Source organism: Bradyrhizobium sp. Ken51 (assembly GCF_055807435.1).
This window is the reverse complement of sequence record NZ_JBVVPB010000005.1, coordinates 101,838-121,058: the sequence shown is the minus strand read 5'-3', so window position 1 is coordinate 121,058 and position 19,221 is coordinate 101,838. Positions and strand designations below refer to the sequence as shown.

Annotated in this window: 21 protein-coding genes; 14 read left to right on the top strand and 7 right to left on the bottom strand. The window is 64.6% G+C overall.

The annotated features are described in order from the left end of the window. Positions 1–35 precede the first annotated feature (35 nt). A complete protein-coding gene (locus AC0L27_RS11715) occupies positions 36–1,460 on the bottom strand; it encodes an FAD-binding oxidoreductase (protein WP_354205390.1) in 1,425 nt (474 codons plus the stop codon). Between the two features lie 87 nt (positions 1,461–1,547). On the opposite strand from AC0L27_RS11715, the gene AC0L27_RS11710 reads away from it, so the two are divergent. Then, positions 1,548–2,054, top strand: coding sequence for a thioesterase family protein (locus tag AC0L27_RS11710; RefSeq protein WP_473319046.1), 507 nt, complete (start codon positions 1,548–1,550; stop codon positions 2,052–2,054). A 5-nt stretch (positions 2,055–2,059) separates the two neighbouring features. On the opposite strand, the gene AC0L27_RS11705 is transcribed toward AC0L27_RS11710, so the two are convergent. Further along, positions 2,060–2,233: a DUF1328 domain-containing protein gene (locus AC0L27_RS11705; protein ID WP_007600914.1), complete on the bottom strand. Its 174-nt coding sequence runs from the start codon at positions 2,231–2,233 to the stop codon at positions 2,060–2,062. A 239-nt stretch (positions 2,234–2,472) separates the two neighbouring features. Between AC0L27_RS11705 and AC0L27_RS11700 the strand changes: the two genes are divergently transcribed. From AC0L27_RS11700 to AC0L27_RS11665, 8 genes are all read left to right on the top strand, one after another. Beyond that, a complete protein-coding gene (locus tag AC0L27_RS11700; protein ID WP_473319043.1) occupies positions 2,473–5,058 on the top strand; it encodes an ATP-dependent helicase in 2,586 nt (861 codons plus the stop codon). A gap of 92 nt (positions 5,059–5,150) precedes the next feature. Beyond that, the gene (locus AC0L27_RS11695; protein ID WP_275173415.1) at positions 5,151–5,567 is read left to right on the top strand and encodes a hypothetical protein; all 417 of its coding nucleotides are present in this window, start codon (positions 5,151–5,153) and stop codon (positions 5,565–5,567) included. Beyond that, positions 5,567–6,238: an OmpA family protein gene (locus AC0L27_RS11690; RefSeq protein ID WP_473319040.1), complete on the top strand. Its 672-nt coding sequence runs from the start codon at positions 5,567–5,569 to the stop codon at positions 6,236–6,238. The genes AC0L27_RS11695 and AC0L27_RS11690 overlap by 1 nt, the downstream gene beginning before the upstream one ends. 154 nt (positions 6,239–6,392) lie before the next feature. Next, entirely contained in the window at positions 6,393–6,929 is a 537-nt protein-coding gene (locus AC0L27_RS11685) for an Mpo1 family 2-hydroxy fatty acid dioxygenase (protein WP_342761069.1), read from the top strand. A 29-nt stretch (positions 6,930–6,958) separates the two neighbouring features. After that, positions 6,959–7,990, top strand: a complete 1,032-nt coding sequence (locus tag AC0L27_RS11680; protein WP_473319037.1) for an NAD-dependent epimerase/dehydratase family protein — start codon at positions 6,959–6,961, stop codon at positions 7,988–7,990. A 30-nt stretch (positions 7,991–8,020) separates the two neighbouring features. Then, positions 8,021–8,647: a methyltransferase family protein gene (locus AC0L27_RS11675; protein ID WP_007600907.1), complete on the top strand. Its 627-nt coding sequence runs from the start codon at positions 8,021–8,023 to the stop codon at positions 8,645–8,647. 247 nt (positions 8,648–8,894) lie between these two features. Continuing rightward, on the top strand, positions 8,895–9,104 hold the full coding sequence (locus AC0L27_RS11670; protein ID WP_275173407.1) for a hypothetical protein: 210 nt from the start codon (positions 8,895–8,897) through the stop codon (positions 9,102–9,104). Between the two features lie 142 nt (positions 9,105–9,246). Then, entirely contained in the window at positions 9,247–10,551 is a 1,305-nt protein-coding gene (locus AC0L27_RS11665; protein WP_473319033.1) for a PQQ-dependent sugar dehydrogenase, read from the top strand. Positions 10,552–10,554: 3 nt separating this feature from the next. On the opposite strand, the gene AC0L27_RS11660 is transcribed toward AC0L27_RS11665, so the two are convergent. After that, positions 10,555–11,379 (bottom strand): aspartate dehydrogenase, encoded by an 825-nt coding sequence (locus AC0L27_RS11660; RefSeq protein WP_354205376.1) that lies wholly within the window; start codon positions 11,377–11,379, stop codon positions 10,555–10,557. Between the two features lie 37 nt (positions 11,380–11,416). Then, positions 11,417–12,334: a LysR substrate-binding domain-containing protein gene (locus AC0L27_RS11655; protein ID WP_473319030.1), complete on the bottom strand. Its 918-nt coding sequence runs from the start codon at positions 12,332–12,334 to the stop codon at positions 11,417–11,419. Positions 12,335–12,467: 133 nt separating this feature from the next. Here AC0L27_RS11655 and AC0L27_RS11650 point away from each other — a divergent pair, with 133 nt between their 5' ends. From AC0L27_RS11650 to AC0L27_RS11635, 4 genes are all read left to right on the top strand, one after another. After that, positions 12,468–13,541 (top strand): tartrate dehydrogenase, encoded by a 1,074-nt coding sequence (locus tag AC0L27_RS11650; RefSeq protein ID WP_473302185.1) that lies wholly within the window; start codon positions 12,468–12,470, stop codon positions 13,539–13,541. Between the two features lie 230 nt (positions 13,542–13,771). Beyond that, on the top strand, positions 13,772–14,227 hold the full coding sequence (hspD, locus tag AC0L27_RS11645; protein ID WP_007613480.1) for a small heat shock protein HspD: 456 nt from the start codon (positions 13,772–13,774) through the stop codon (positions 14,225–14,227). Between the two features lie 117 nt (positions 14,228–14,344). Further along, on the top strand, positions 14,345–14,662 hold the full coding sequence (locus AC0L27_RS11640; RefSeq protein WP_354205370.1) for a hypothetical protein: 318 nt from the start codon (positions 14,345–14,347) through the stop codon (positions 14,660–14,662). 24 nt (positions 14,663–14,686) lie between these two features. Next, the gene (locus AC0L27_RS11635; RefSeq protein WP_473319028.1) at positions 14,687–14,926 is read left to right on the top strand and encodes a hypothetical protein; all 240 of its coding nucleotides are present in this window, start codon (positions 14,687–14,689) and stop codon (positions 14,924–14,926) included. A gap of 343 nt (positions 14,927–15,269) precedes the next feature. Here the strand turns inward: AC0L27_RS11635 and AC0L27_RS11630 are convergent, their stop codons facing one another. Further along, positions 15,270–16,202, bottom strand: coding sequence for a LysM peptidoglycan-binding domain-containing protein (locus AC0L27_RS11630; RefSeq protein WP_473319026.1), 933 nt, complete (start codon positions 16,200–16,202; stop codon positions 15,270–15,272). A gap of 128 nt (positions 16,203–16,330) precedes the next feature. Next, the gene (locus tag AC0L27_RS11625; protein ID WP_354205364.1) at positions 16,331–16,948 is read right to left on the bottom strand and encodes a CGNR zinc finger domain-containing protein; all 618 of its coding nucleotides are present in this window, start codon (positions 16,946–16,948) and stop codon (positions 16,331–16,333) included. Between the two features lie 127 nt (positions 16,949–17,075). On the opposite strand from AC0L27_RS11625, the gene AC0L27_RS11620 reads away from it, so the two are divergent. Further along, complete coding sequence (locus AC0L27_RS11620) at positions 17,076–17,927, top strand: alpha/beta fold hydrolase (protein ID WP_473319025.1); 852 nt, start codon at positions 17,076–17,078, stop codon at positions 17,925–17,927. 22 nt (positions 17,928–17,949) lie between these two features. Here AC0L27_RS11620 and AC0L27_RS11615 read toward each other — a convergent pair whose 3' ends face one another. After that, positions 17,950–18,939 (bottom strand): zinc-binding metallopeptidase family protein, encoded by a 990-nt coding sequence (locus tag AC0L27_RS11615; protein ID WP_473319024.1) that lies wholly within the window; start codon positions 18,937–18,939, stop codon positions 17,950–17,952. Between the last annotated feature and the right edge of the window lie 282 nt (positions 18,940–19,221).

Here is a 19,221-nt window from a genome sequence, read left to right as displayed (position 1 = left end):
GAGGGAGCGAGCATAAACGGCGGCCACGCCGCGCGCTACGCCTCCGGTACGATCTTGCCGGGATTGAAGATGTTCTGCGGATCGAGCGCCTTTTTCAGCGCCCGCATCGCCTCGATCGCCTCGGGGCCGAGTTCTGCCGCAAGATATTTCTGCTTGCCCTGGCCTATGCCGTGCTCGCCGGTGCAGGTGCCGTCCATCGCCTGCGCGCGCTCGACCAGCCGATGCATGAACTCCTCGCCACGCGCCATCTCGTCGGCATCGTTGGTGTCGCAGACCAGCGAACAGTGGAAATTGCCGTCGCCGACATGGCCGACGATCGGCGACAACAGGTTGAGACGCTTGAGATCTTCCTCGGTCTCGCCGACGCATTCGGCAAGCCGCGAGATCGGCACGCAGACGTCGGTCGCGACCACGCCGATGCTGTCGCCGGGCCGCAGCGCCTTGACCGACCAGTAGGCGTCGTGCCGCGCCTGCCACAGTTTTGTGCGATCCTCCGGCTTGGTGGTCCAGGAGAAATCGCCGCCGCCGTACTCCCCGGCGATCTCGGCGAAGGCCTTGGACTGCTCGGCGACCTCGATCTCGCTGCCGTGGAATTCCATCAGCAGCAGCGGCGTTTCCGGCAGGGTCAACTTCGAATAGGCGTTGCAAGCCCGCACCTGCGCGGCGTTGAGCAACTCGATGCGCGCCACGGGAATGCCTGTCTGGATCGCCAGGATCACGGCCTGACACGCCCCATGCACGGTCTCGAACGACACCGCACCGGCCGCGATCGTATCGGGGATGCCGCGCAGGCGGATGGTCAATTCGGAGATGATGCCGAGCGTGCCCTCGGCGCCGACGAACAGATGCGTCAGGTCGTAGCCGGCGGATGATTTCTTCGCACGCGTGCCGGTCGTGATGATCTCGCCGTCGCCGCGGACCACTTTCAGCGCCAGCACACTGTCGCGCATGGTGCCGTAGCGCACCGCGTTGGTGCCGGAGGCGCGGGTCGAGGCCATGCCGCCGAGCGAGGCGTCGGCGCCGGGGTCGATCGGGAAGAACAGGCCCTGATCGCGGAGATGCTCGTTGAGCGCCTTGCGGGTGACCCCAGGCTGAATCACGCAGTCGAGGTCCTCGGCATGCACCGCGAGCACCTTGTTCATGTCGCGCAGATCGATGCAGATTCCGCCGGCGGGTGCGTTGACCTGGCCCTCGAGCGAGGTGCCGGTGCCGAAGGCGATGACGGGCACGCCGTTTTTCGCGCAGATCCGCACCACGTCCTGGATGTCGGCGGTCTCCTGCGCCATCACCACGCCGTCCGGCGGCTGGTTCACGATCCATGTGGTGGTATGGCCGTGCTGCTCACGGACGGCTTGCGACGTGATGAGGCGGTTGCCGAACCGTGCGGCAAGCTGCTCCAGCGCGCTCGCGAGGGCTTTCGGTGCCGGCCGCGGCGGATTATTGGTGATGGTCGTACCCACGGACGTTCCTCCCGACGAGACGAACCGTGGCAAAGGACATCTCACCGGTCAAGTCAAGCGACCGGCCGCATAGCTGGGGAAGGAAATATGCCGGAGACTGCCGCCACAGCGACCAACGCCGTGCCGTTCCGCGCCTCGATCATGCAGATCGAGCCGCAATGGATCGACTACAACGGCCACCTCAACATGGCTTATTACAACGTGATGTTCGACCGCGCGATCGACCAGATGTGGCTGACGCTCGGGATCGGGCCGGGCTACATGAAAGAGCGGGGCGGCTCGACCTTCACCGCCGAATGCCACGTGCGGTATTTGCGCGAAATCAACCTCGGCGATCCCGTGCAGGTCTCGGTCTGGCTGCTGGAAGCCGACGACAAGCGGCTGCACACATTCCAGGAGCTGCGGCACGCGACCGAGGGTTGGCTGTCAGCCACGTCGGAGAACATGTCGCTTCACATCGACATGGGCTCACGAAAGGTGGCGGCTTTTCCGCCAGACATAAGCGAGCGCATTGCAGCGGTGGTCAAGGCCCACAGTGCCGCGCAGCGGCCCGAGGGCATCGGCCGCAACGTGGCGATGCCCTCGAAGCGGTAAGCGCGCTAGACCCTGTTACGGCCGCGGGCCAGTCCAACAACGGCCGAGACCAGGAACAGCACGACCGCGATGAAGAAGATGATCTTGGCGATTTCGATTGACGCGCCGGCGAGGCCGCCAAAGCCCAGGATACCGGCGATCAAGGCGATAACCAGAAACGTCACAACCCAGCTAAGCATGATCCGAACCTCTGTTTCGATGTCTGTCTGCGATCGGCGACTGACGCGCCTCACTTGCAGAACCAATCGCCAACTCGGAACAATGGTTCCGGCCCGCTGGTGCCGGAAATTCGCCTGACCCGCAGGAACAAATTGGCTTTCCGCGCACGTGGAAAACCCCCGACCGCGGCCCTATATAGGGACCAATCCCTGTTAAGAAGGCTCCCCTTTCACCACCCCGCGGTGCCAACGTGGGGCAAATGATTCGCATGACCGAGCCGAGCAAGATCACGTCCCAAAGCGTCCCCGACCACCAGCCGGCGGCCGGCGGCATCGCCGCGCGTGCGCGGGCCTCGGTAGGCCCGCAATACCTGTCCGGGCTCAATCCGGAGCAGCGCGAGGCTGTGGAGACGCTGGACGGCCCGGTTCTGGTGCTGGCCGGCGCCGGCACCGGGAAGACCCGCGTGCTGACCACGCGCATCGCCCATATCCTGAGCCAGGGCCGCGCCCGCCCCTCCGAGATCCTGTCGGTGACCTTCACCAACAAGGCCGCGCGCGAGATGAAGCACCGGCTCGGTCAGATGCTCGGCCATGCGGTCGAAGGCATGCCGTGGCTCGGCACCTTCCACTCCATCGGCGGACGCATCCTGCGCACCCACGCCGAACTGGCGCAGCTCAAGTCGAACTTCACCGTGCTCGACGTCGACGATCAGGTGCGGCTCCTGAAGCAGCTGCTGCAAGCCGACAACATCGACGACAAGCGCTGGCCCGCGCGCATGCTGGCCGGGCTGATCGACGGCTGGAAGAACCGCGGCCTGACGCCGTCGCAGGTGCCCTCGGGCGAAGCCGCCGTCTTCGCCAACGGCAAGGGCGGCAAGCTCTATGCGAGCTACCAGGAGCGGCTGAAGATTTTGAACGCCGCCGATTTCGGCGATCTGCTGCTCGAGGACATCCGCATCTTCCGCGAGCACCCGGATATCCTGCGGCAGTACCAGCAGCGCTTCAAATTCATTCTGGTCGATGAGTATCAAGACACCAACGTCGCGCAGTATCTGTGGCTGCGGCTGCTGTCGCAGGCGCCATCGAAGCCAACCTCGCCCACTGTCATTCCGGGGCGGCTCGAAGAGCCGAACCCGGAATCCGGAGATGAGTCCTCAGCTCGAGATTCCGGGTCTGCGCCTTCGGCGCATCCCGGAATGACGGCTGTCCCTGTAGGCCCCACCAAAAACATCTGCTGCGTCGGCGACGACGACCAGTCGATCTATGGCTGGCGCGGGGCGGAGGTCGACAACATCCTGCGCTTCGACCATGATTTCCCCGGCGCCAAGGTCATCCGCCTCGAGCGCAACTACCGTTCGACCGGCCACATCCTCGCCGCCGCCTCGCACCTGATCGCCCACAACGAGGGCCGGCTCGGCAAGACGCTGCGCACCGAGGACCATGACGGCGAGAAGGTCACGGTGACAGGCTCGTGGGATTCGGAAGAGGAAGCCCGCGGCATCGGCGAGGAGATCGAGCAGATCCAGCGCCAGGGCGACAAGCTCAACGAGATCGCGATCCTGGTGCGCGCGTCCTACCAGATGCGCGAGTTCGAAGACCGCTTCGTCACGCTCGGCCTGCCCTATCGCGTCATCGGCGGCCCGCGCTTCTACGAGCGCGCCGAAATCCGCGACGCGCTGGCTTATCTGCGCGTCATCAATTCACCGGCCGACGATCTCGCCTTCGAGCGCATCGTCAACACGCCCAAGCGCGGCTTGGGCGACGCCACCGTGCAGATGCTGCACGACCACGCCCGCAAGCGCCGCATTCCGCTGTTCGAGGCGGCGCGCGCGGTGGTCGAGACCGATGAGCTGAAGCCGAAGGCGCGCGGGTCCTTGCGCGACGTCGTCGCCCAGTTCGACCGCTGGCGCGCCCAGCGCGAGGTCACGTCGCACACGGATCTCGCCCAGATCGTGCTCGACGAGAGCGGCTACACCGAGATGTGGCAGAAGGACCGTTCGGCGGACGCCGCGGGCCGGCTCGAAAACCTCAAGGAGCTGGTGCGCTCGATGGAGGAGTTCGAGAATCTGCAAGGGTTTTTGGAGCACATCTCGCTGGTGATGGACCGCGACAGCGGCGCCGATGAGGACGCGGTGTCGCTGATGACGCTGCATTCGGCCAAGGGCCTGGAATTCGACAACGTGTTCCTGCCCGGCTGGGAGGAAGGCCTGTTTCCGAGCCAGCGCACGCTGGACGAACAGGGCCGCGCCGGACTCGAGGAAGAGCGCCGGCTCGGCCATGTCGGCCTGACCCGCGCCCGCCGCCGCGCGAAAATCTATTTTGCCACCAACCGCCGGATCCATGGCACCTGGTCGACCACGATCCCGTCGCGCTTCCTCGACGAACTGCCGGCGGCCAATGTCGAGATCACGGAATCCAAGGGCGGCTCGGCCTGGGGCGGCACCGGCGGCTACGGCGCCTCCCGCTTCGACGACATGGAAGCGTTCGGCTCCACCTATTCGACCCCGGGCTGGCAGCGCGCCCAGGCCAATCGCAATCGCGGCGGCGGTGGGGGCGGCAATGGCGGCCGCGGCAGCTTCGAGGAACAGGCCTCGTCGTTTTCGTCCCAGTCATCCTCGCCCGATTTCGGCAGCTTCTCCTCGCGCCGCCGCGGGCCGCTGACGATCGAGGGCGAGCTGGTGGCCAAATCCACCGGCACGACCTCGGAATTCTCCCTCTCAGACCGGGTCTTCCACCAGAAATTCGGCTATGGCCGCGTCACCAAGATCGACGGCAACAAGCTCACCATCGCCTTCGACAAGGCGGGGGAAAAGAAGGTCGTGGATAGTTTTGTGCAGCGGGCGTGAGGCCCCTGCCCTGTGTGGCGGTGGCGTTACGCTGCCGTTTCTTCCTTCTACGCCCCTTGACCACCGCGAACTTCCCCGTATCAGATGCGGCCATGGTTCGGGGCTCCATCACACTGATCGTACTGGCATTGGTTATGCCGTCGCTTGCAGCGGCGGAGACCATGAGCTTTGGCGATTCTATCGGGATGCTGGCGAAAAGTTGCGGTGCGGAAATCGTCGCCAATTGCCGCGGCGTTAACCCGGATTCGACCCGCCTGAAGGAGTGCCTGTCGCGCAACCGCGACGTGCTCTCCCAGCAGTGCCAGAGCGACTATCTCGGCGCCTTCGATGCCATCCAGAAGCGCGTCGCCGCCCGCGTCACGGTGGCGAACGCCTGCCAGCGCGAGATCGTCAAGGTCTGCGGCGGCTCGACCAAGGAGACCAGCAAGGCGGTCCCCTGCCTGGTCTCGACCCCCAAGGGCATCAGCAACAACTGCCTGAAGGCCGTCGACGACGCGGGGTATCGGTGATGCCAGCGAACAGGCTTTTCACCGCCGGAATATCCATCGTGCTCGGCCTCGCTTTGCTCGCGAGCGCAGCCCAAGCGCAGACGGCGCCGCCGACCCGCGATGACATCGTCGGCAAGCTCAACCATTTCGAACAGCCCGCCGAGATCGATCTCCCCGCGCTGAAGCTGCAGGTGATGGAGCGGGCCAAGGCCAGGATCAAGAATGATCCGGGTCCGGTGAACCGGCCGCTGATCGCGCCTGATCTGGTCAATTTGCCGACCTTCACCGCCCAGATCCAGTTCGACGCCGACACGCCGATCATCCAGCCGGCTTCCTACCAGACCGTCGGCCGCCTCGCCGACGCGCTGGTCCATGCTTCGCTGCTGCCCTACACGTTCCTGATCGTCGGCCATGTCGAATCCAACGCGAAGACGCGCGAGGCCAACGCGATCCTGAGCCAGCGCCGGGCGGACGCGATTCGCGACGTGCTGGTGAACACGTTCAAGATCTCGACCAAGCGGTTGCATCCGATCGGCCTCGGCGAGGAGCAGTTTCTCGACCGGGCCAGGCCAAGCTCGGCCGTCAACGGCCAGTTGCAAATCGCGACCTACGCCAAGGTACCGGAGGAAGCGCCTGCGCATCCGGCTGCGACACCTGCGCCTGCGGCGAAAAAGCCCGCCAAGAAGCGCTGAGCGGACGCGCCGCGACCCCTGACGGAACCCTTTGAAGTCCCGATCGTTTTGTGACCTGTCTCACAGCGCAACAGCGCGGTTTCGCGCGACAATCGCGCCGGTTTGTGCACCGCCCTATCAGGTGCTATAGGCTTTTTTCGCCCTTCCCGACCCCATGCTGCACGAGACCGAGATGGCCAGTTATTTTCAACGCCAGCTGGCCGACTACGTCGAATATCATCGCGATCCTTGGAACTGCGCGATGCACGTGGTCGGCATCCTCCTGCTCTTCACCGGCGCCGTGCTGCCGCTGACGCTGGTCCATTTCCCGCTGTTCGGGATCGAGGTGAGCCTCGCCGTGATTCTTGCCCTGCCGGTGCTGGTCTACTGGCTGATGCTGGACGCCGGGATCGGGCTCGGCATCCTCGCCTCGATGATCGTGCTGCTTTCGGTCGCAACCGCGATCGGCAATCAGGTCTCGATCGTCATGATGTGGTCGATTTTTGCGGTGCTGATCGGAATTGGCGTCGCTTCGCAGATCGTCGGCCACAAGGTTTTCGAGGAGCGGCAGCCGTCGATGGTCGACCACCCCACGCATTTTCTGCTTGGACCGATGTTTGTCATGGCAAAATTATTCATTGCATTGGGCTTCCGTCGCGACCTTGCCGCGATTCTGGCGCCTGTTCCGACCAATTCTCTTTCAACCCGATAGCTCTAGACGCGAAACAGCAAACCTTCTGCATGGCTCTCGTACTGGTTACCGGTGGCAGCGGCTTCATCGGACATCATCTCGTAGAAGCGCTCCGCGCCCGTGGGCAGCGGGTGCGTGTGCTCGATGTCCGTGCGCCGGCCACGCCGTATGCCGACGTTGAATATGCCCATGGCTCGGTGCTGGACGGCGCCGCGGTCGATGCCGCGATCGCGGGTGTCGATCAGGTCTATCACCTCGCCGGCCTGCCCGGCATGTGGGTCGCCGACAAGCAAGCCTTTCACGACGTCAATTGCCGCGGCACCGAGATCGTGCTCGCGGCCGCGATGAAGCGCGGCATCTCGCGCTTTCTGCACTGCTCGACAGAATCGATCCTGTTCCCCTATTCCGACCTCAACGGTGTTCCCGCCGAAGAGGCGCTCCAGCCGGCCGATGTGATGCCGGGCGCCTACACGCGGTCGAAATCGCTGGCCGAGCATTGCGCGGCGAAGGCCGCGGCTGAAGGTTTTCCGCTGGTGATCGGCACGCCGACGATGCCGATCGGTGCGGCCGATCATAATCTGACGCCGCCGACCGCGATGCTGTGGTACTTCCTGCAGAAGAAAGTGCAGCCGCATCTCGACTTCCCGGTCAATCTCGTCGACGTCCGCGACGTTGCCATGGGCCTGGTGCTGACCATGGAACGCGGGCGTAACGGCCAGCGCTACATCCTCGGCGGCGACTGCGTCAGGCTCGGCCAGATTCTGCGGATGATGTCCGCGATGAGCGGCCGCCGGCAATTCCCGGTCGTCGTTCCCGGCAAGATGGCCGAGCTATCGGGCATCATGCTCGAATATCTCTCCGATCACGTCACGCGCAGGCCGCCCAACGGCACCGCCGAGGGCGTGCGCATCGCGCTCGCCGCGAGCGACCTCTCGATCGGCAAGGCGCGCACCGAACTCGGCTACGCGCCGCGCCCGATCGAGCCGGTCCTGCGCGAAACCATCACCCATCTTCTCGCCCGCGGCGGCGCGCTTGCCTCCGGCGCCATCGAGCATCACGCGCTCTCCTCGCGCGCCAGCTGAGCTGCCGCCCAACCCAAAGAACCTTTCCGCATGTCCTTCGATTTCAGCAAGCTTCTCTCTGTCGCCTGGGGTGGTTGGACCACGACCTGGCCGACGCAACTGCTCGCCCTGATCTGGCTCGCCTGGCTCGCAAGCTGGGTCGGCGCCTCGTTCTGGCAGGGCCGCACCCAGAAGCAGGTGATGACGCTGGAGTCCGGCCGCTATCGCATCCCGATCCTGGTCGGCGGCATCCTGTTCACGCCCTGGACCGCCGAGGTGCTCGGCGAGAAGCCGCTCTGGGTGTTCAGCAATACAGCCGTCTATGTCGTGGCGCTGATCGTGCTGGCCGGCATCTCCTTCACCTGGTGGGGTCGGCTGCATCTCGGACAGTTCTGGTCCAACACCATCACTCACAAGCAAGACCACCGCGTCATCGACACGGGTCCGTACGGCATCGTGCGTCATCCGATCTACACCGGCCTGATCCTCGGCATGCTGGTGACCGGCATCGCGGTCGGCACCGTGACTGCGATGCTCGGCGCGATCCTGATCTCGCTCGGGATGTGGCAGAAGGGCCGGATGGAAGAAGTGTTCCTGTCCAAGGAGCTCGGCGAAGACGCCTACGGCGCCTATTGCCGCCGCGTGCCGATGATCATTCCGTTCCTGTCGCCGCGCTGAGGGCGCGGGGAACGCGCCCCACATTCGATGTCGTCCCGGCGGAGGCCGGGACCCATAACCACAGGCTGCGGTTTGGCAAAGACTCGTCGCTTCGGTACTTCTGCCATCTGCAAACGATGGATTCCGCGGTATGGGTCCCGGCCCCCGTGCGCAGTTGCGCACTAGGCCGGGACGACAGCCAGAGGAACTGCCCTCCCTCCAGCCCGTTAGCCCTCGATACCTGCCACACACCGCAGAGCATCGAGCCATGTCCGACGCCTACGATTATTTCCGCGAGCACGCGATCGCCGCCGTCCGCAAGGCGCGGGCGCTGCCGCCCGGGCGGCCGAAGCAGAAGCAGCGCACGGTCGCGCGAGTCTATCATCTCCTCTCCAGAGAGGCGGCGCTGGCGCCGAACATCCACCAGCTGGATGACTTTCGCGCAGCGCGCCGGGCGGAGCGGCAGATCGGCCGCTGATCTCCGGGCCTAGCCTGTCGGCATTCGTCCCATGCAAATTCGAACGGCTGCCATTCCACGGGAATAGAGCCCCGCGGCCCGTCGCACAGGTTGACGTCGGCCCCGTCAGCCCGTTGGATGCGCGCGCAAACAGGGGCCTCTCATGACTTTTTCCAGCATCTTTGCGCAGTTCGTTGCGCTTCTCGGTGGCATCGCGCTGCAATGGCGAAAGCTGTCGGGCACCGTGCCTGCGCCGGCCTGGGGCCAGTCGCCCGCGATTCCCGAAGCAAAGCCGCAGGGCGCCATCCCGACACTGAAGATGCCGACGGCGCGGGGCTGGAGCGAAGGACAGAAGCCGACGGTCGCGCCCGGGCTCAAGGTCAACGCGTTCGCAACCGGCCTCGACCATCCGCGCTGGATCGAGGTGCTGCCCAATGGCGACGTGCTGATCGCGGAGGCAACGCAGATCGCGGGGGCCCCGAGGTCGGTGTTTCATTACGCGATGCAGGCGACGATGCGGCGCGCAGCCGCGCTCGGCGTCAGCGCCAACCGCATCACGCTTCTGCGCGACAAGGATGGCGATGGCGTCGCGGAGTATCGCGGCGCGTTCATGGAAAATCTCAGCCAGCCGTTCGGCATGGCGCTGGTCGGCGACACCATCTATGTCGGCAACACCGACGGTGTGATGGCCTTCCCGTACGTGGCGAATGCCGATTGCATCACCGCGCCGGGCAAGCGCCTCACCAATTTCAAGCCGAGCGGCCACTGGACCCGCAGCCTGCTCGCAAGCCCCGACGGCAAAAAGCTCTATGCCGGCGTCGGCTCGCTCAGCAACATCGCCGAGATGGGCATGGAGGTCGAGGAAGGCCGCGCCGCGGTCTACGAGCTCGACCTCGTCGCCGGCACGCACCGCATCTTCGGCGCCGGCCTGCGCAACCCGGTCGGTCTCGCCTGGGAGCCGAACACCAACGTGCTCTGGACGGTCGTCAACGAGCGCGACGGCCTCGGCGACGAAACGCCGCCGGACTATCTGACCTCGGTGCGCGATGGCGGCTTCTACGGCTGGCCCTATTGCTACTGGGGCAAGACCGTGGACGACCGCGTGCCGCAGGATCCGGCGATGGTCGCCAAGGCGCTCACGCCGGACTATGCGCTCGGCGGCCATACCGCCTCGCTCGGTCTGTGCTGGATGCCCGCGGGCACGCTGCCGGGCTTCCCGGACGGCATGGCGATCGGCCAGCACGGCTCATGGAATCGCAGCACGCTGTCCGGCTACAAGCTGGTGTTCATCCCGTTCGAGAACGGAAAGCCTTCGGGTCCCGCACGCGACATCCTGTCGGGCTTCCTGGCGCCCGACGAAAGAGAATCCTACGGCCGCCCGGTCGGCGTCGCGATCGGTCCCGACAAGAAGTCGCTGCTGATGGCCGACGACGTCGGCAACGTGATCTGGCGCGTGACGGGGGCGTAGCGGTCACGTTCCAATACTGAGCGTGGCGCGCTGCTTGCGGAGCAGGGCGATTACGGACAGCGCCGTGATCAACCCGGTCTTGGGATTTTCGGACGGGATATTCTCGATCGACATCGAGAAGCGCGCCGAATCCGCCTCGACTTCGATGCGATGAACATTGCGCGTCACGGTCGGGTCGGCCCAGATCTGCACCTGGGTGCGATCCGGCCCGACGCCCGCGAGCGACAGCGCGACCGCAACGTTGAGATTGGCCGGAAATCCTTTTGCAGCTTCGCGCGCGGTGCCTTCGAACAGCTTGAGCGGCTCGCGCAGATTGTCGATATCGATGTTGTTCTGGACGATGAACGGCGCGCCCTTCAAGCCGTCGATCGGCTTGCGCGTGACCATCTTCACCGAATGAATGGTGCCGATCGCGGCCGCGTTGACGGCGTCGAGCCCGATCAGCGCGCCGGTCGGAACGAGGATGCGGCCGCCATTGGCGCGGGCGAGATCGACAAGATCGAAATTGTCGAGCAGCCCGCCGACGCTGACGACGACCGCGGCCTTGCCGCGTTTCACCGCGGGCTCGACGATCGCACGCAGTTGGCTGCTCGGCGCGCATTCGACAACGATGTCGGCGGCGTCGCCGAGCTGGTCGAGCGGCAGCACGGATGGCGGACGACGCAGGCTGGCGAGCAATTTCTGATGCTTTGCGGGATCGCGCACCGCCACGGCAGAGAGCGTCAATCCCTCGATACCCTGATCGAGCGCCGTGGCGATTTTGGTGCCGATCGAGCCGAGCCCCGCGATGGCAACCCGCAATTGGTTCGAAGCTCTCGGTTCAATCATCGCATCACCCCTCTCGTCCAGCCGATGTCATAGCGCCTCAGGCGTCGCGCGCATAGCTGCGCAGACGCGTCTCGAGCACGGACAGCATGGCGTCACGGGCCGGATCACGCGAGCCGCGCAGCCATGCGGCAGCGAGCGGCAGCCGGCCGACGGGCCCGATCTGCTTGGGCCGCAGCGGCACGAAGCGCACGCCTGATACCGCCATCCGCGTGGACCAGCGCGGCACGATCGCGACCCCGAGCCTGGTTGCGACGAGATTGATGATGGTCTGCTTCTCGTCGGCGACCTGCACGATGCGCGGCGTGAGGCCTGCCTGTTCGAACAATTCTATCGTAAGGTCGTGACTGTGCGGCCGCGAGCGACGGTCCGGCACCAGCATCGCCTCCTCGGCGATCTCCGCCAGCGTGATCGACTTGCGTTTGGCCAGCGCGTGGCGCTGCGGGAACGCCACGATGGCGCTCTCCTGCAGCAGATCGCGGAAGTCGAGCCGCTTGTCCCGCTGAGCCGGCGGGCGCACGAAGGCGAGATCGAGCGCGCCGGTCAGAATCTTTGGCAGCAGCCGGACGGTCTTCTCCTCCAGAAGCTGTACCGCGATCTGAGGATGCTTTGCGCGAAAATCGCGTAGCAAGGCCGGCAACAGTCCCGCCGCAGCACTGTCGATGGCGCCGACCCGGAGTTTTCGAGCAGCCCCCGCGCGCGAGCGATTGCGCAGATTGCTCTCGACCGCCTCGACGCGGGCGAGGATGGCACGGGCATCGCGCAGCAGCGTCGCGCCATCTTCCGTCAGCGATACCGCACGCGTCGTCCGCGCGAACAGCCGCGTATCCAGATCCTGCTCCAGCAGCTTGATCTGGCGGCCGAGTGCGGAGGGCAGCATCTGGAGATGCTGCGCCGCGCGGCCGAAATGCAACTGCTCGGCCGCCGCCACGAAGCATCGCAACGGATGCAATTCCATTCACCGTCCCCTGATCCTGTGGCGGGATTATATCATTTTTTTGTATAAACCAGCGCCAATTGAGTCCCTGCCACTCCCCGCCTAGGCTCGCTAGCGTCACGCAATCCCGCCGACATCTGGACGGAGTATCCTCATGCGCACCCACTCGATTGCAGCGATCCCCGCCGACGGCATCGGCCCCGAGGTGATCTCCGCCGGCATTCGCGTGCTGGAGGCGCTGGCCAAACGCAGCGGCGACCTTGCCTTCAACATCAAGACGTTCGACTGGGGCTCGGACTACTACAAGAAGCACGGCGTCATGATGCCAGCCGACGGCCTTGCTGAGCTCAAGAAATTCGACGCGATCTATTTCGGCGCGGTCGGTGCGCCCGACGTGCCCGACCACATCACCCTGTGGGGCCTGCGGCTGCCGATCTGCCAGGGCTTTGACCAATACGCCAATGTGCGGCCGACCAAGATCTTGCCGGGCGTCGCCTCGCCGCTGCGCAATGTCGGCGTCGGCGACCTCGACTGGGTGATCGTGCGCGAGAATTCCGAGGGCGAGTATGCCGGCATGGGTGGCCGCGCCCACAGGGGTCTCCCGGAAGAGGTCGGCACCGAGGTCGCAGTGTTCACCCGCGTTGGCGTCACGCGGATCATGCGCTATGCATTCGAGCTCGCGCAGTCGCGCCCGCGCAAGTTCCTGACCGTGGTGACCAAGTCGAACGCGCAGCGCCATGGCATGGTGATGTGGGACGAGATCGCCGCCGAGGTCGCGGCCGAATTCCCCGATGTGACCTGGGACAAGATGCTGGTCGACGCCATGACGGTGCGCATGACGCTGCATCCGAAGAGCCTCGACACCATCGTCGCGACCAATTTGCACGCCGACATCCTCTCCGACCTCGCCGGGGCACTGGCGGGAAGCCTCGGCGTCGCGCCGACCGCCAATATCGATCCGCAGCGCCGCTTCCCCTCGATGTTCGAGCCGATCCACGGCTCGGCCTTCGACATCACCGGCAAGGGCATTGCGAACCCCGTCGCGACGTTCTGGACCGGCGCACAGATGCTGGAGCATCTCGGCGAGAAAGACGCGGCGGTGCGGTTGATGGCGGCGGTGGAGCGCGTCTGCGCAGCCGGCGTGCTGACGCCCGACGTCGGCGGCACGGCGACGACGAAGGACGTGACGGATGCCGTGATCGAGGCGATCCACGGATCGAACGTCTAGTCGAGGTGCGTCTCCTCCCTCCCCCGTTCTGCGGGGGAGGGTTGGCGCGGGAAGCGCCAGGGATTCCAAAAAAATTCAGACCCCCTCTTGAAACCAAAACGGGCTTTTTTTATTTTTCCGCTGCCGCCGAGAGGTGGCGTTCCCGACGCCTGGTGGGTCGGGAAGCTGAGACGGGCACCGGTCGTGTCCGGTGTCGTTCGTATCCATTTTGCTCCTTGGAGGATCTGGCTATGCGCACTTACGACTTCTCTCCCTTGTGGCGTTCGACCGTTGGCTTCGACCGCCTCTTCGACCTCGTTGAAACGGCACAGCGTGCCGGCGAGGACAACTATCCCCCCTACAACATCGAGCGCGTCGGCGAGGATCGCTACCAGATTTCGCTGGCCATTGCGGGCTTTGCACCCAACGAGGTCACGGTGACTGCCGAGCAAAACGCGGTGACCGTCGAGGGAAACAAGCCGGACAGGACCGAACGCGAATATCTCTACCGGGGCATTTCCGCGCGGCCGTTCAAGCGGCAGTTTAACCTGGCCGATTATGTTCAGGTGCACAGCGCCTCGTTCGAGAACGGTCTGCTCAAGATCGAACTGGTCCGGGAAATCCCTGAAGCCATGAAGCCGCGGCGAATTGCCATCAATGCCGCGCCGTCCGGCAACGTGCATCAACTCGAAGGCAAAGCCGCCTGAATTCGGTCTGTCGGAGACCTGCGTGATCCCGTCCGAACGTCGGGCGGGATCGACCATGGCCTTCGACCGCGTACCCGAATGCAAGTCAGAGGTTTAGAGAAAGGAGGAGGACCTCTCATGCTCGATCATGTCGACAACATCATCGATCTGAACGCGATACTGCACCCTGGCTCTGTCTATGATCATCCCCGCGACGTCCTAGCCGACCCAACTCTGTCGATCGGCGAGAAGCGCGCGATCCTCGCGTCCTGGGCTTCGGACGCAGCCAGTGTCGCCTCGAGTCCGACATTGCGGGAGCTGCCCGGCTCGGGCAAGGCCGTCACGATCGACGAAATTCTGGAAGCGCTCGCGAGCCTCGACCACCATCCGAAGGGACCTCCGGGCGGCAAGCCGGCCCGCACGCGATCCGTCGAACGAACCGGCCTCGCAGCCTAGGCCACGACAGCTACGGGGATTGCGATGATGGTCGATGAAGAGCTGGCCTTGTTGCGCAGCCATCGCAGCAACATCAGCCGCTATCAGCGGTTGCTCAAGACTGAGCTGACCGAGTTCGAACGGCGGTTCATCGAGAGACGTGTGTCGGAGGAACGCTCGGCGATCGAGAAGCTCGCCGTCTCCGTCTTTCCGCTCACCTTTCAGGCTCCGAACCGGGCGGCGGGGAACGCAGCCACGCGCCTGACGGCAAGCAGCCACGGGTGATCGACATGCCCGAACACCTCCCGACCTTCGAAGTGTTCCTGAAGAAATGCGGTCGAAGGACATGGCGGTGGCGTGTCTGCACGACGGAAGGACGCCTGGTCATGCACGGCTACGAAAATGGCCGACCTGCCGCCAAATATGCGGCTGAAAGGGCGTTGTTTCTGATGCTTCTCGCCGCGCCCTATCGCCCGGCGAGTCGGGCTTGCGCCACGGCTCGCTCCTCCTTGGCGACACCCGCATCAGGATGGGTGCCGCGGCACAAGATGCGTGAATGACAGAGGCCGCGAGGGATGGTGCCTGGCAGCAGACAAGCTCCATCCCGGCCATCTCCGTTGCCGACCGCTTACCGCCGTGCGGGCGGTGGGGTTGCCATTGCGGCTGTCGGCTCCGGCGGTATCAGGTGGCGCGGGACGATGATGGACTGGCCGGGGGTGAGCGTTGCGTTCTCCGGCAGCGAGTTGCTCTGCGCCAGCGACCACAGCGGCACGCGGTTGGCCGCCGCGATGCTCTCCATGGTGTCGCCGCGGCGCACCGGTAGCCGCACGCCACTGTCCCACAATTCGACCAGCGTATTCGCCGGCACGAGATAGCGCAGCGGCACGGCATCGACCTGCGTCTGGGGCGGAATGCGCGGCAACTGCGTGACCATGTCGACGATCTGACGATGGATGTCGTCGGACTTCTCGATGTTGATGTGGCTGACGCGCGCGTTCTCCTTCAAATCATAGCTCGCATAGTGACCGCGATAGCCCGGCACCGCGACCACGTTGCCGCCGCCGAGCACGCTGTCGGAGAGAAAGATGTTGATGAAGCGCTCGACATTGAGCGGCACGTCGCCGGTCGCATGCGCGGGATCGATGGTGATGACGAGGCTGATCGGGACGTTCTCCTTGGCCGCCATCTCGGAGATGACGATCGAGCAGAGCCCGCCCATCGAATGCCCGATCAGCACGATCGGCGCCGGCGTTTCCTTGTAGCTGGAGATGGCACGATCGCCGATCCATCGGCAGATGGTGAATTCATAGACGTTGGCCGAAAAGCCGGCCTGCGTCAGCTTCTCTTCGAGCCGGTCCATACCGGTGGAGAAGAACGGCCCCATGGCGCCACGGAACAGGTAGATTTTCGGCGGGGGCAACGGCTCGAACGGTGGGGGCGGTGGCGCGGCGGGTGCGGTCGCCGTGGGCTTCGTCTTGGCGGGTGAGGCAACGGCCGTCCCGGTGCTCAAGGCGAGCAGCGCAACGGCTGCCAGCGCGAGGAGTCGCCTCAAATCGATCATCAGTCCAGCAGTCCCACTCCGGGAGGCTGCAGCCTCCCCCAAAGGCGCTTAGTGACGGCCGATTGGGTGGAATTTGGGGCACGGAACCGGGGCTCGATCCGCGCTGATTCGCGCATCTCGACGCCCAGTTACTGCATGGTCTTGAGCCTGCTGCGGTGCGCGGCCTGTTTCGCGCGGTTGCCGCAGACCGCCATGATGCACCATCGTCGCGCGCGCCTGCGCGTGTGGTCGGCGAACAGCATGGTGCAGTTGTGACCCTCGCATGCCTTGACGTTCGAAAAGTCCTCCTCGCATACGAACTTCGCCATGGCTTCGCCAACCGGCAGCAATAGCGCTTCCGGCGATCGCCAGCGCCGCTTCATTCGCAGTGCGAGAGCGCCGCCATCGTCATGCCCGGGCTCGATCCGGCTGAACGCTTCGTCGCGCTCCAGCAGGCTGTTCAATGGACCGAGCTCGCGCAATGCATCTGCCGTGAGCGGCCGGCCTGCATGCTTGCGCACGAACCCCCTGAACCATTCCCGCAAGGCGCGCGCCTGATCCGCGACCTTGTCCAGCTCATCGGGCGTGGCGCGCGCCGTCAGCGCGTGCAGATCATCCGCCGGCACCAGCTTCGCCTGCGCCAGCCAGTCGATCAGGCCATCGCCATCGTCGATCCAGTCCATTGGCGTATCGACCGGCGTCGCCACCGAATTGAGGAAGTCTAGGCCGAGCGAGTCGGCGATGAACATGGCGGGCGGGCGGTCCATGAGCGGTCCTTGGCCGGTCGGGAGAACATGGACGTAGATAACCAGTTAGGGTGCCATTGACAAGTTACGACGGCGAATAGTAACCTCTTAAAAAGCTTCTATATGGTTACTTCCAATGGAGAATGTCATGGCCTCAATCACGTACCGCAGCGCGGATGTCGACGGATTCAAGGTGGCCTATCGCGAGGCCGGTACTGTCGGCGCGCCAAAACTCCTGCTGCTGCACGGCTTCCCCAGCGCAGGTCACATGTTTCGTGACCTCATTCCGTTGCTTGCGGACAGGTTCCATATCGTAGCGCCCGACCTTCCGGGCTTCGGCCAATCCGACATGCCTTCGCGCGAAAGCTTCCGTTACACGTTCGACAATTTCGCACGCGTGATCGAACGCTTCACCGAAGTGATCGGCTTCGACCGGTTCGCCGTCTACGTCTTCGACTACGGCGCGCCGACAGGTTTCCGGCTTGCGCTCAGTCACCCCGAGCGGATCACGGCGATCATCTCGCAGAACGGCAACGCCTATGTGGATGGCCTGAGTGAGGGCTGGACACCGATCAGGGCCTATTGGCAGGATCCGTCGCCCGCCAATCGCGATGCGCTGCGCGCCTTCCTCACGCCGGAAGCGACGCGCTGGCAGTACACGCATGGGGTCCCCGATCCGACGACCGTGTCACCGGACGGGCAGAATCTCGACAATTTCTACCTTGCGCGCCCGGGCGCGGACGACGTGCAGCTCGATCTTATGGGCGACTACAAGAGCAACGTCGCGCTCTATCCCGCCTTCCAGGAGTATTTCCGCACGCACAAGCCGCCGTTCCTCGCGGTCTGGGGCAAGAACGATCCATTCTTCATTCCGCCCGGCGCCGAGGCATTCAAGCGCGACAATCCGAACGCCCAGGTGCAGTTCTTTGACACCGGTCATTTCGCGCTGGAGACGCACGCGAAGGAGATCGCGGATTCCATTCGCGCCTTCCTGACGTAACGGGGGCTGTCCACCGCGACGTTTACGCCGCCAGGCTCTGCTGATCGCGGAATGCGCTGATCGCCATGTGGACGAGATGCAGCTTGCCTTTGACCGCCGGCGATATGTCGAACGGATATGCGTCGCTCATGCCGAGTGAGCGGTTGAGTTCGTTGATGCTGCGAGCAAGCGGCATCCACAGGGCCAGGAGTGCCTCGAAGTCGCTCTCGAGATAGGGATCGGTCAGGGTCTGGCGGGCGCGCTCGTCCAGCGACAACGGCAAACCTGCCAGCGAGTCCAGCGTCGACACGATATGCAGGAAATGCGCGAACGTTTCCGCCCAATCTTCCCAGGGATGGGACGTGGCGTACTCGCTGATGAAGCCGCTGCGGTCGTATGAACGATCGGCGCGGCTGTAATAGGAGTTGATCGCGGCCTGATAGTCCTGCGCCTGGTCACCGAAGATCAGCTTGAACGGAGCCTGGAATGTCGTGCCGTCAACGAGCAGGTCCCAATAGAAGTGACCGATCTCGTGCCGGAAATGCCCGAGCAGCGTGCGGTACGGCTCCCGGAATGCCACGCGGCGAGATTCTCGCTCGACATCGTCGGCCTCCGCAAGGTTGAGCGTGATCAGGCCCGACAGATGCCCGGTCAGGATCGGACTGACCTCGTCCGAGAGAATGTCGAACGCCAATTGTTCGCCGGTGCGGGATGCGAGAGGAAGCCTGAGGCGACCGAGATCATAGAGAAGGCGGCGCTTGGCTTCCTCCATGCGGCGCCAGAGCATGATGTTTCTGGTGCTGCCGAGGTTTGGAATCGTGCGCGTGAGGCGGCACGAGCCGCAATACCAGTCCGCGCCCTCGACACACCAGTTGCAGCCGATGATCTCGCGATTCCGGCAAGCTTGATGGGATGCAAGTTTCGTCATCTCGATGCGCGAGGAATCGAACGCCAGCTCGGTGCTGCAATTCGCGCACGCGACGTGCTCGAACGAGACAGGATGGCGGCATGACGGGCACTGAAAAAACTTCACGTGGACTGGCCCCAGACAGACGGCACACCGGAAAACCGGCCTGTCAATTCGAGGAACTCTTAACTCTTGCGACCGTCGCTGTTGCCGGCGAGCAGCGCACGCTGCGTTCGGAGCGCGTGCTGCCTCAACAGGCCGGCTCGCGTCGCGCTCAACTGGCTCGATTGCGGCTGCGGCTTTTTCTCAAGGACATTTTCGGAAACAGGTCGACCGGCCCACGCCCGCTCGGGCTGAACCGCCATGGGGCCGACGTTTCGTTTTCTTGTCATGGTGTGACAACACCAG

Coding starts and splice junctions, on each gene's coding strand:
- AC0L27_RS11650 (WP_473302185.1), top strand. CDS start 12,468: ATGCGCACCCACTCGATTGCAGCGATCCCCGCCGACGGCATCGGCCCC.
- AC0L27_RS11635 (WP_473319028.1), top strand. CDS start 14,687: ATGATGGTCGATGAAGAGCTGGCCTTGTTGCGCAGCCATCGCAGCAAC.
- AC0L27_RS11690 (WP_473319040.1), top strand. CDS start 5,567: ATGCCAGCGAACAGGCTTTTCACCGCCGGAATATCCATCGTGCTCGGC.
- AC0L27_RS11660 (WP_354205376.1), bottom strand. CDS start 11,379: ATGATTGAACCGAGAGCTTCGAACCAATTGCGGGTTGCCATCGCGGGG.
- AC0L27_RS11620 (WP_473319025.1), top strand. CDS start 17,076: ATGGCCTCAATCACGTACCGCAGCGCGGATGTCGACGGATTCAAGGTG.
- AC0L27_RS11695 (WP_275173415.1), top strand. CDS start 5,151: ATGGTTCGGGGCTCCATCACACTGATCGTACTGGCATTGGTTATGCCG.
- AC0L27_RS11630 (WP_473319026.1), bottom strand. CDS start 16,202: ATGATCGATTTGAGGCGACTCCTCGCGCTGGCAGCCGTTGCGCTGCTC.
- AC0L27_RS11625 (WP_354205364.1), bottom strand. CDS start 16,948: ATGGACCGCCCGCCCGCCATGTTCATCGCCGACTCGCTCGGCCTAGAC.
- AC0L27_RS11665 (WP_473319033.1), top strand. CDS start 9,247: ATGACTTTTTCCAGCATCTTTGCGCAGTTCGTTGCGCTTCTCGGTGGC.
- AC0L27_RS11655 (WP_473319030.1), bottom strand. CDS start 12,334: ATGGAATTGCATCCGTTGCGATGCTTCGTGGCGGCGGCCGAGCAGTTG.
- AC0L27_RS11700 (WP_473319043.1), top strand. CDS start 2,473: ATGATTCGCATGACCGAGCCGAGCAAGATCACGTCCCAAAGCGTCCCC.
- AC0L27_RS11705 (WP_007600914.1), bottom strand. CDS start 2,233: ATGCTTAGCTGGGTTGTGACGTTTCTGGTTATCGCCTTGATCGCCGGT.
- AC0L27_RS11710 (WP_473319046.1), top strand. CDS start 1,548: ATGCCGGAGACTGCCGCCACAGCGACCAACGCCGTGCCGTTCCGCGCC.
- hspD (WP_007613480.1), top strand. CDS start 13,772: ATGCGCACTTACGACTTCTCTCCCTTGTGGCGTTCGACCGTTGGCTTC.
- AC0L27_RS11675 (WP_007600907.1), top strand. CDS start 8,021: ATGTCCTTCGATTTCAGCAAGCTTCTCTCTGTCGCCTGGGGTGGTTGG.
- AC0L27_RS11670 (WP_275173407.1), top strand. CDS start 8,895: ATGTCCGACGCCTACGATTATTTCCGCGAGCACGCGATCGCCGCCGTC.
- AC0L27_RS11640 (WP_354205370.1), top strand. CDS start 14,345: ATGCTCGATCATGTCGACAACATCATCGATCTGAACGCGATACTGCAC.
- AC0L27_RS11680 (WP_473319037.1), top strand. CDS start 6,959: ATGGCTCTCGTACTGGTTACCGGTGGCAGCGGCTTCATCGGACATCAT.
- AC0L27_RS11685 (WP_342761069.1), top strand. CDS start 6,393: ATGCTGCACGAGACCGAGATGGCCAGTTATTTTCAACGCCAGCTGGCC.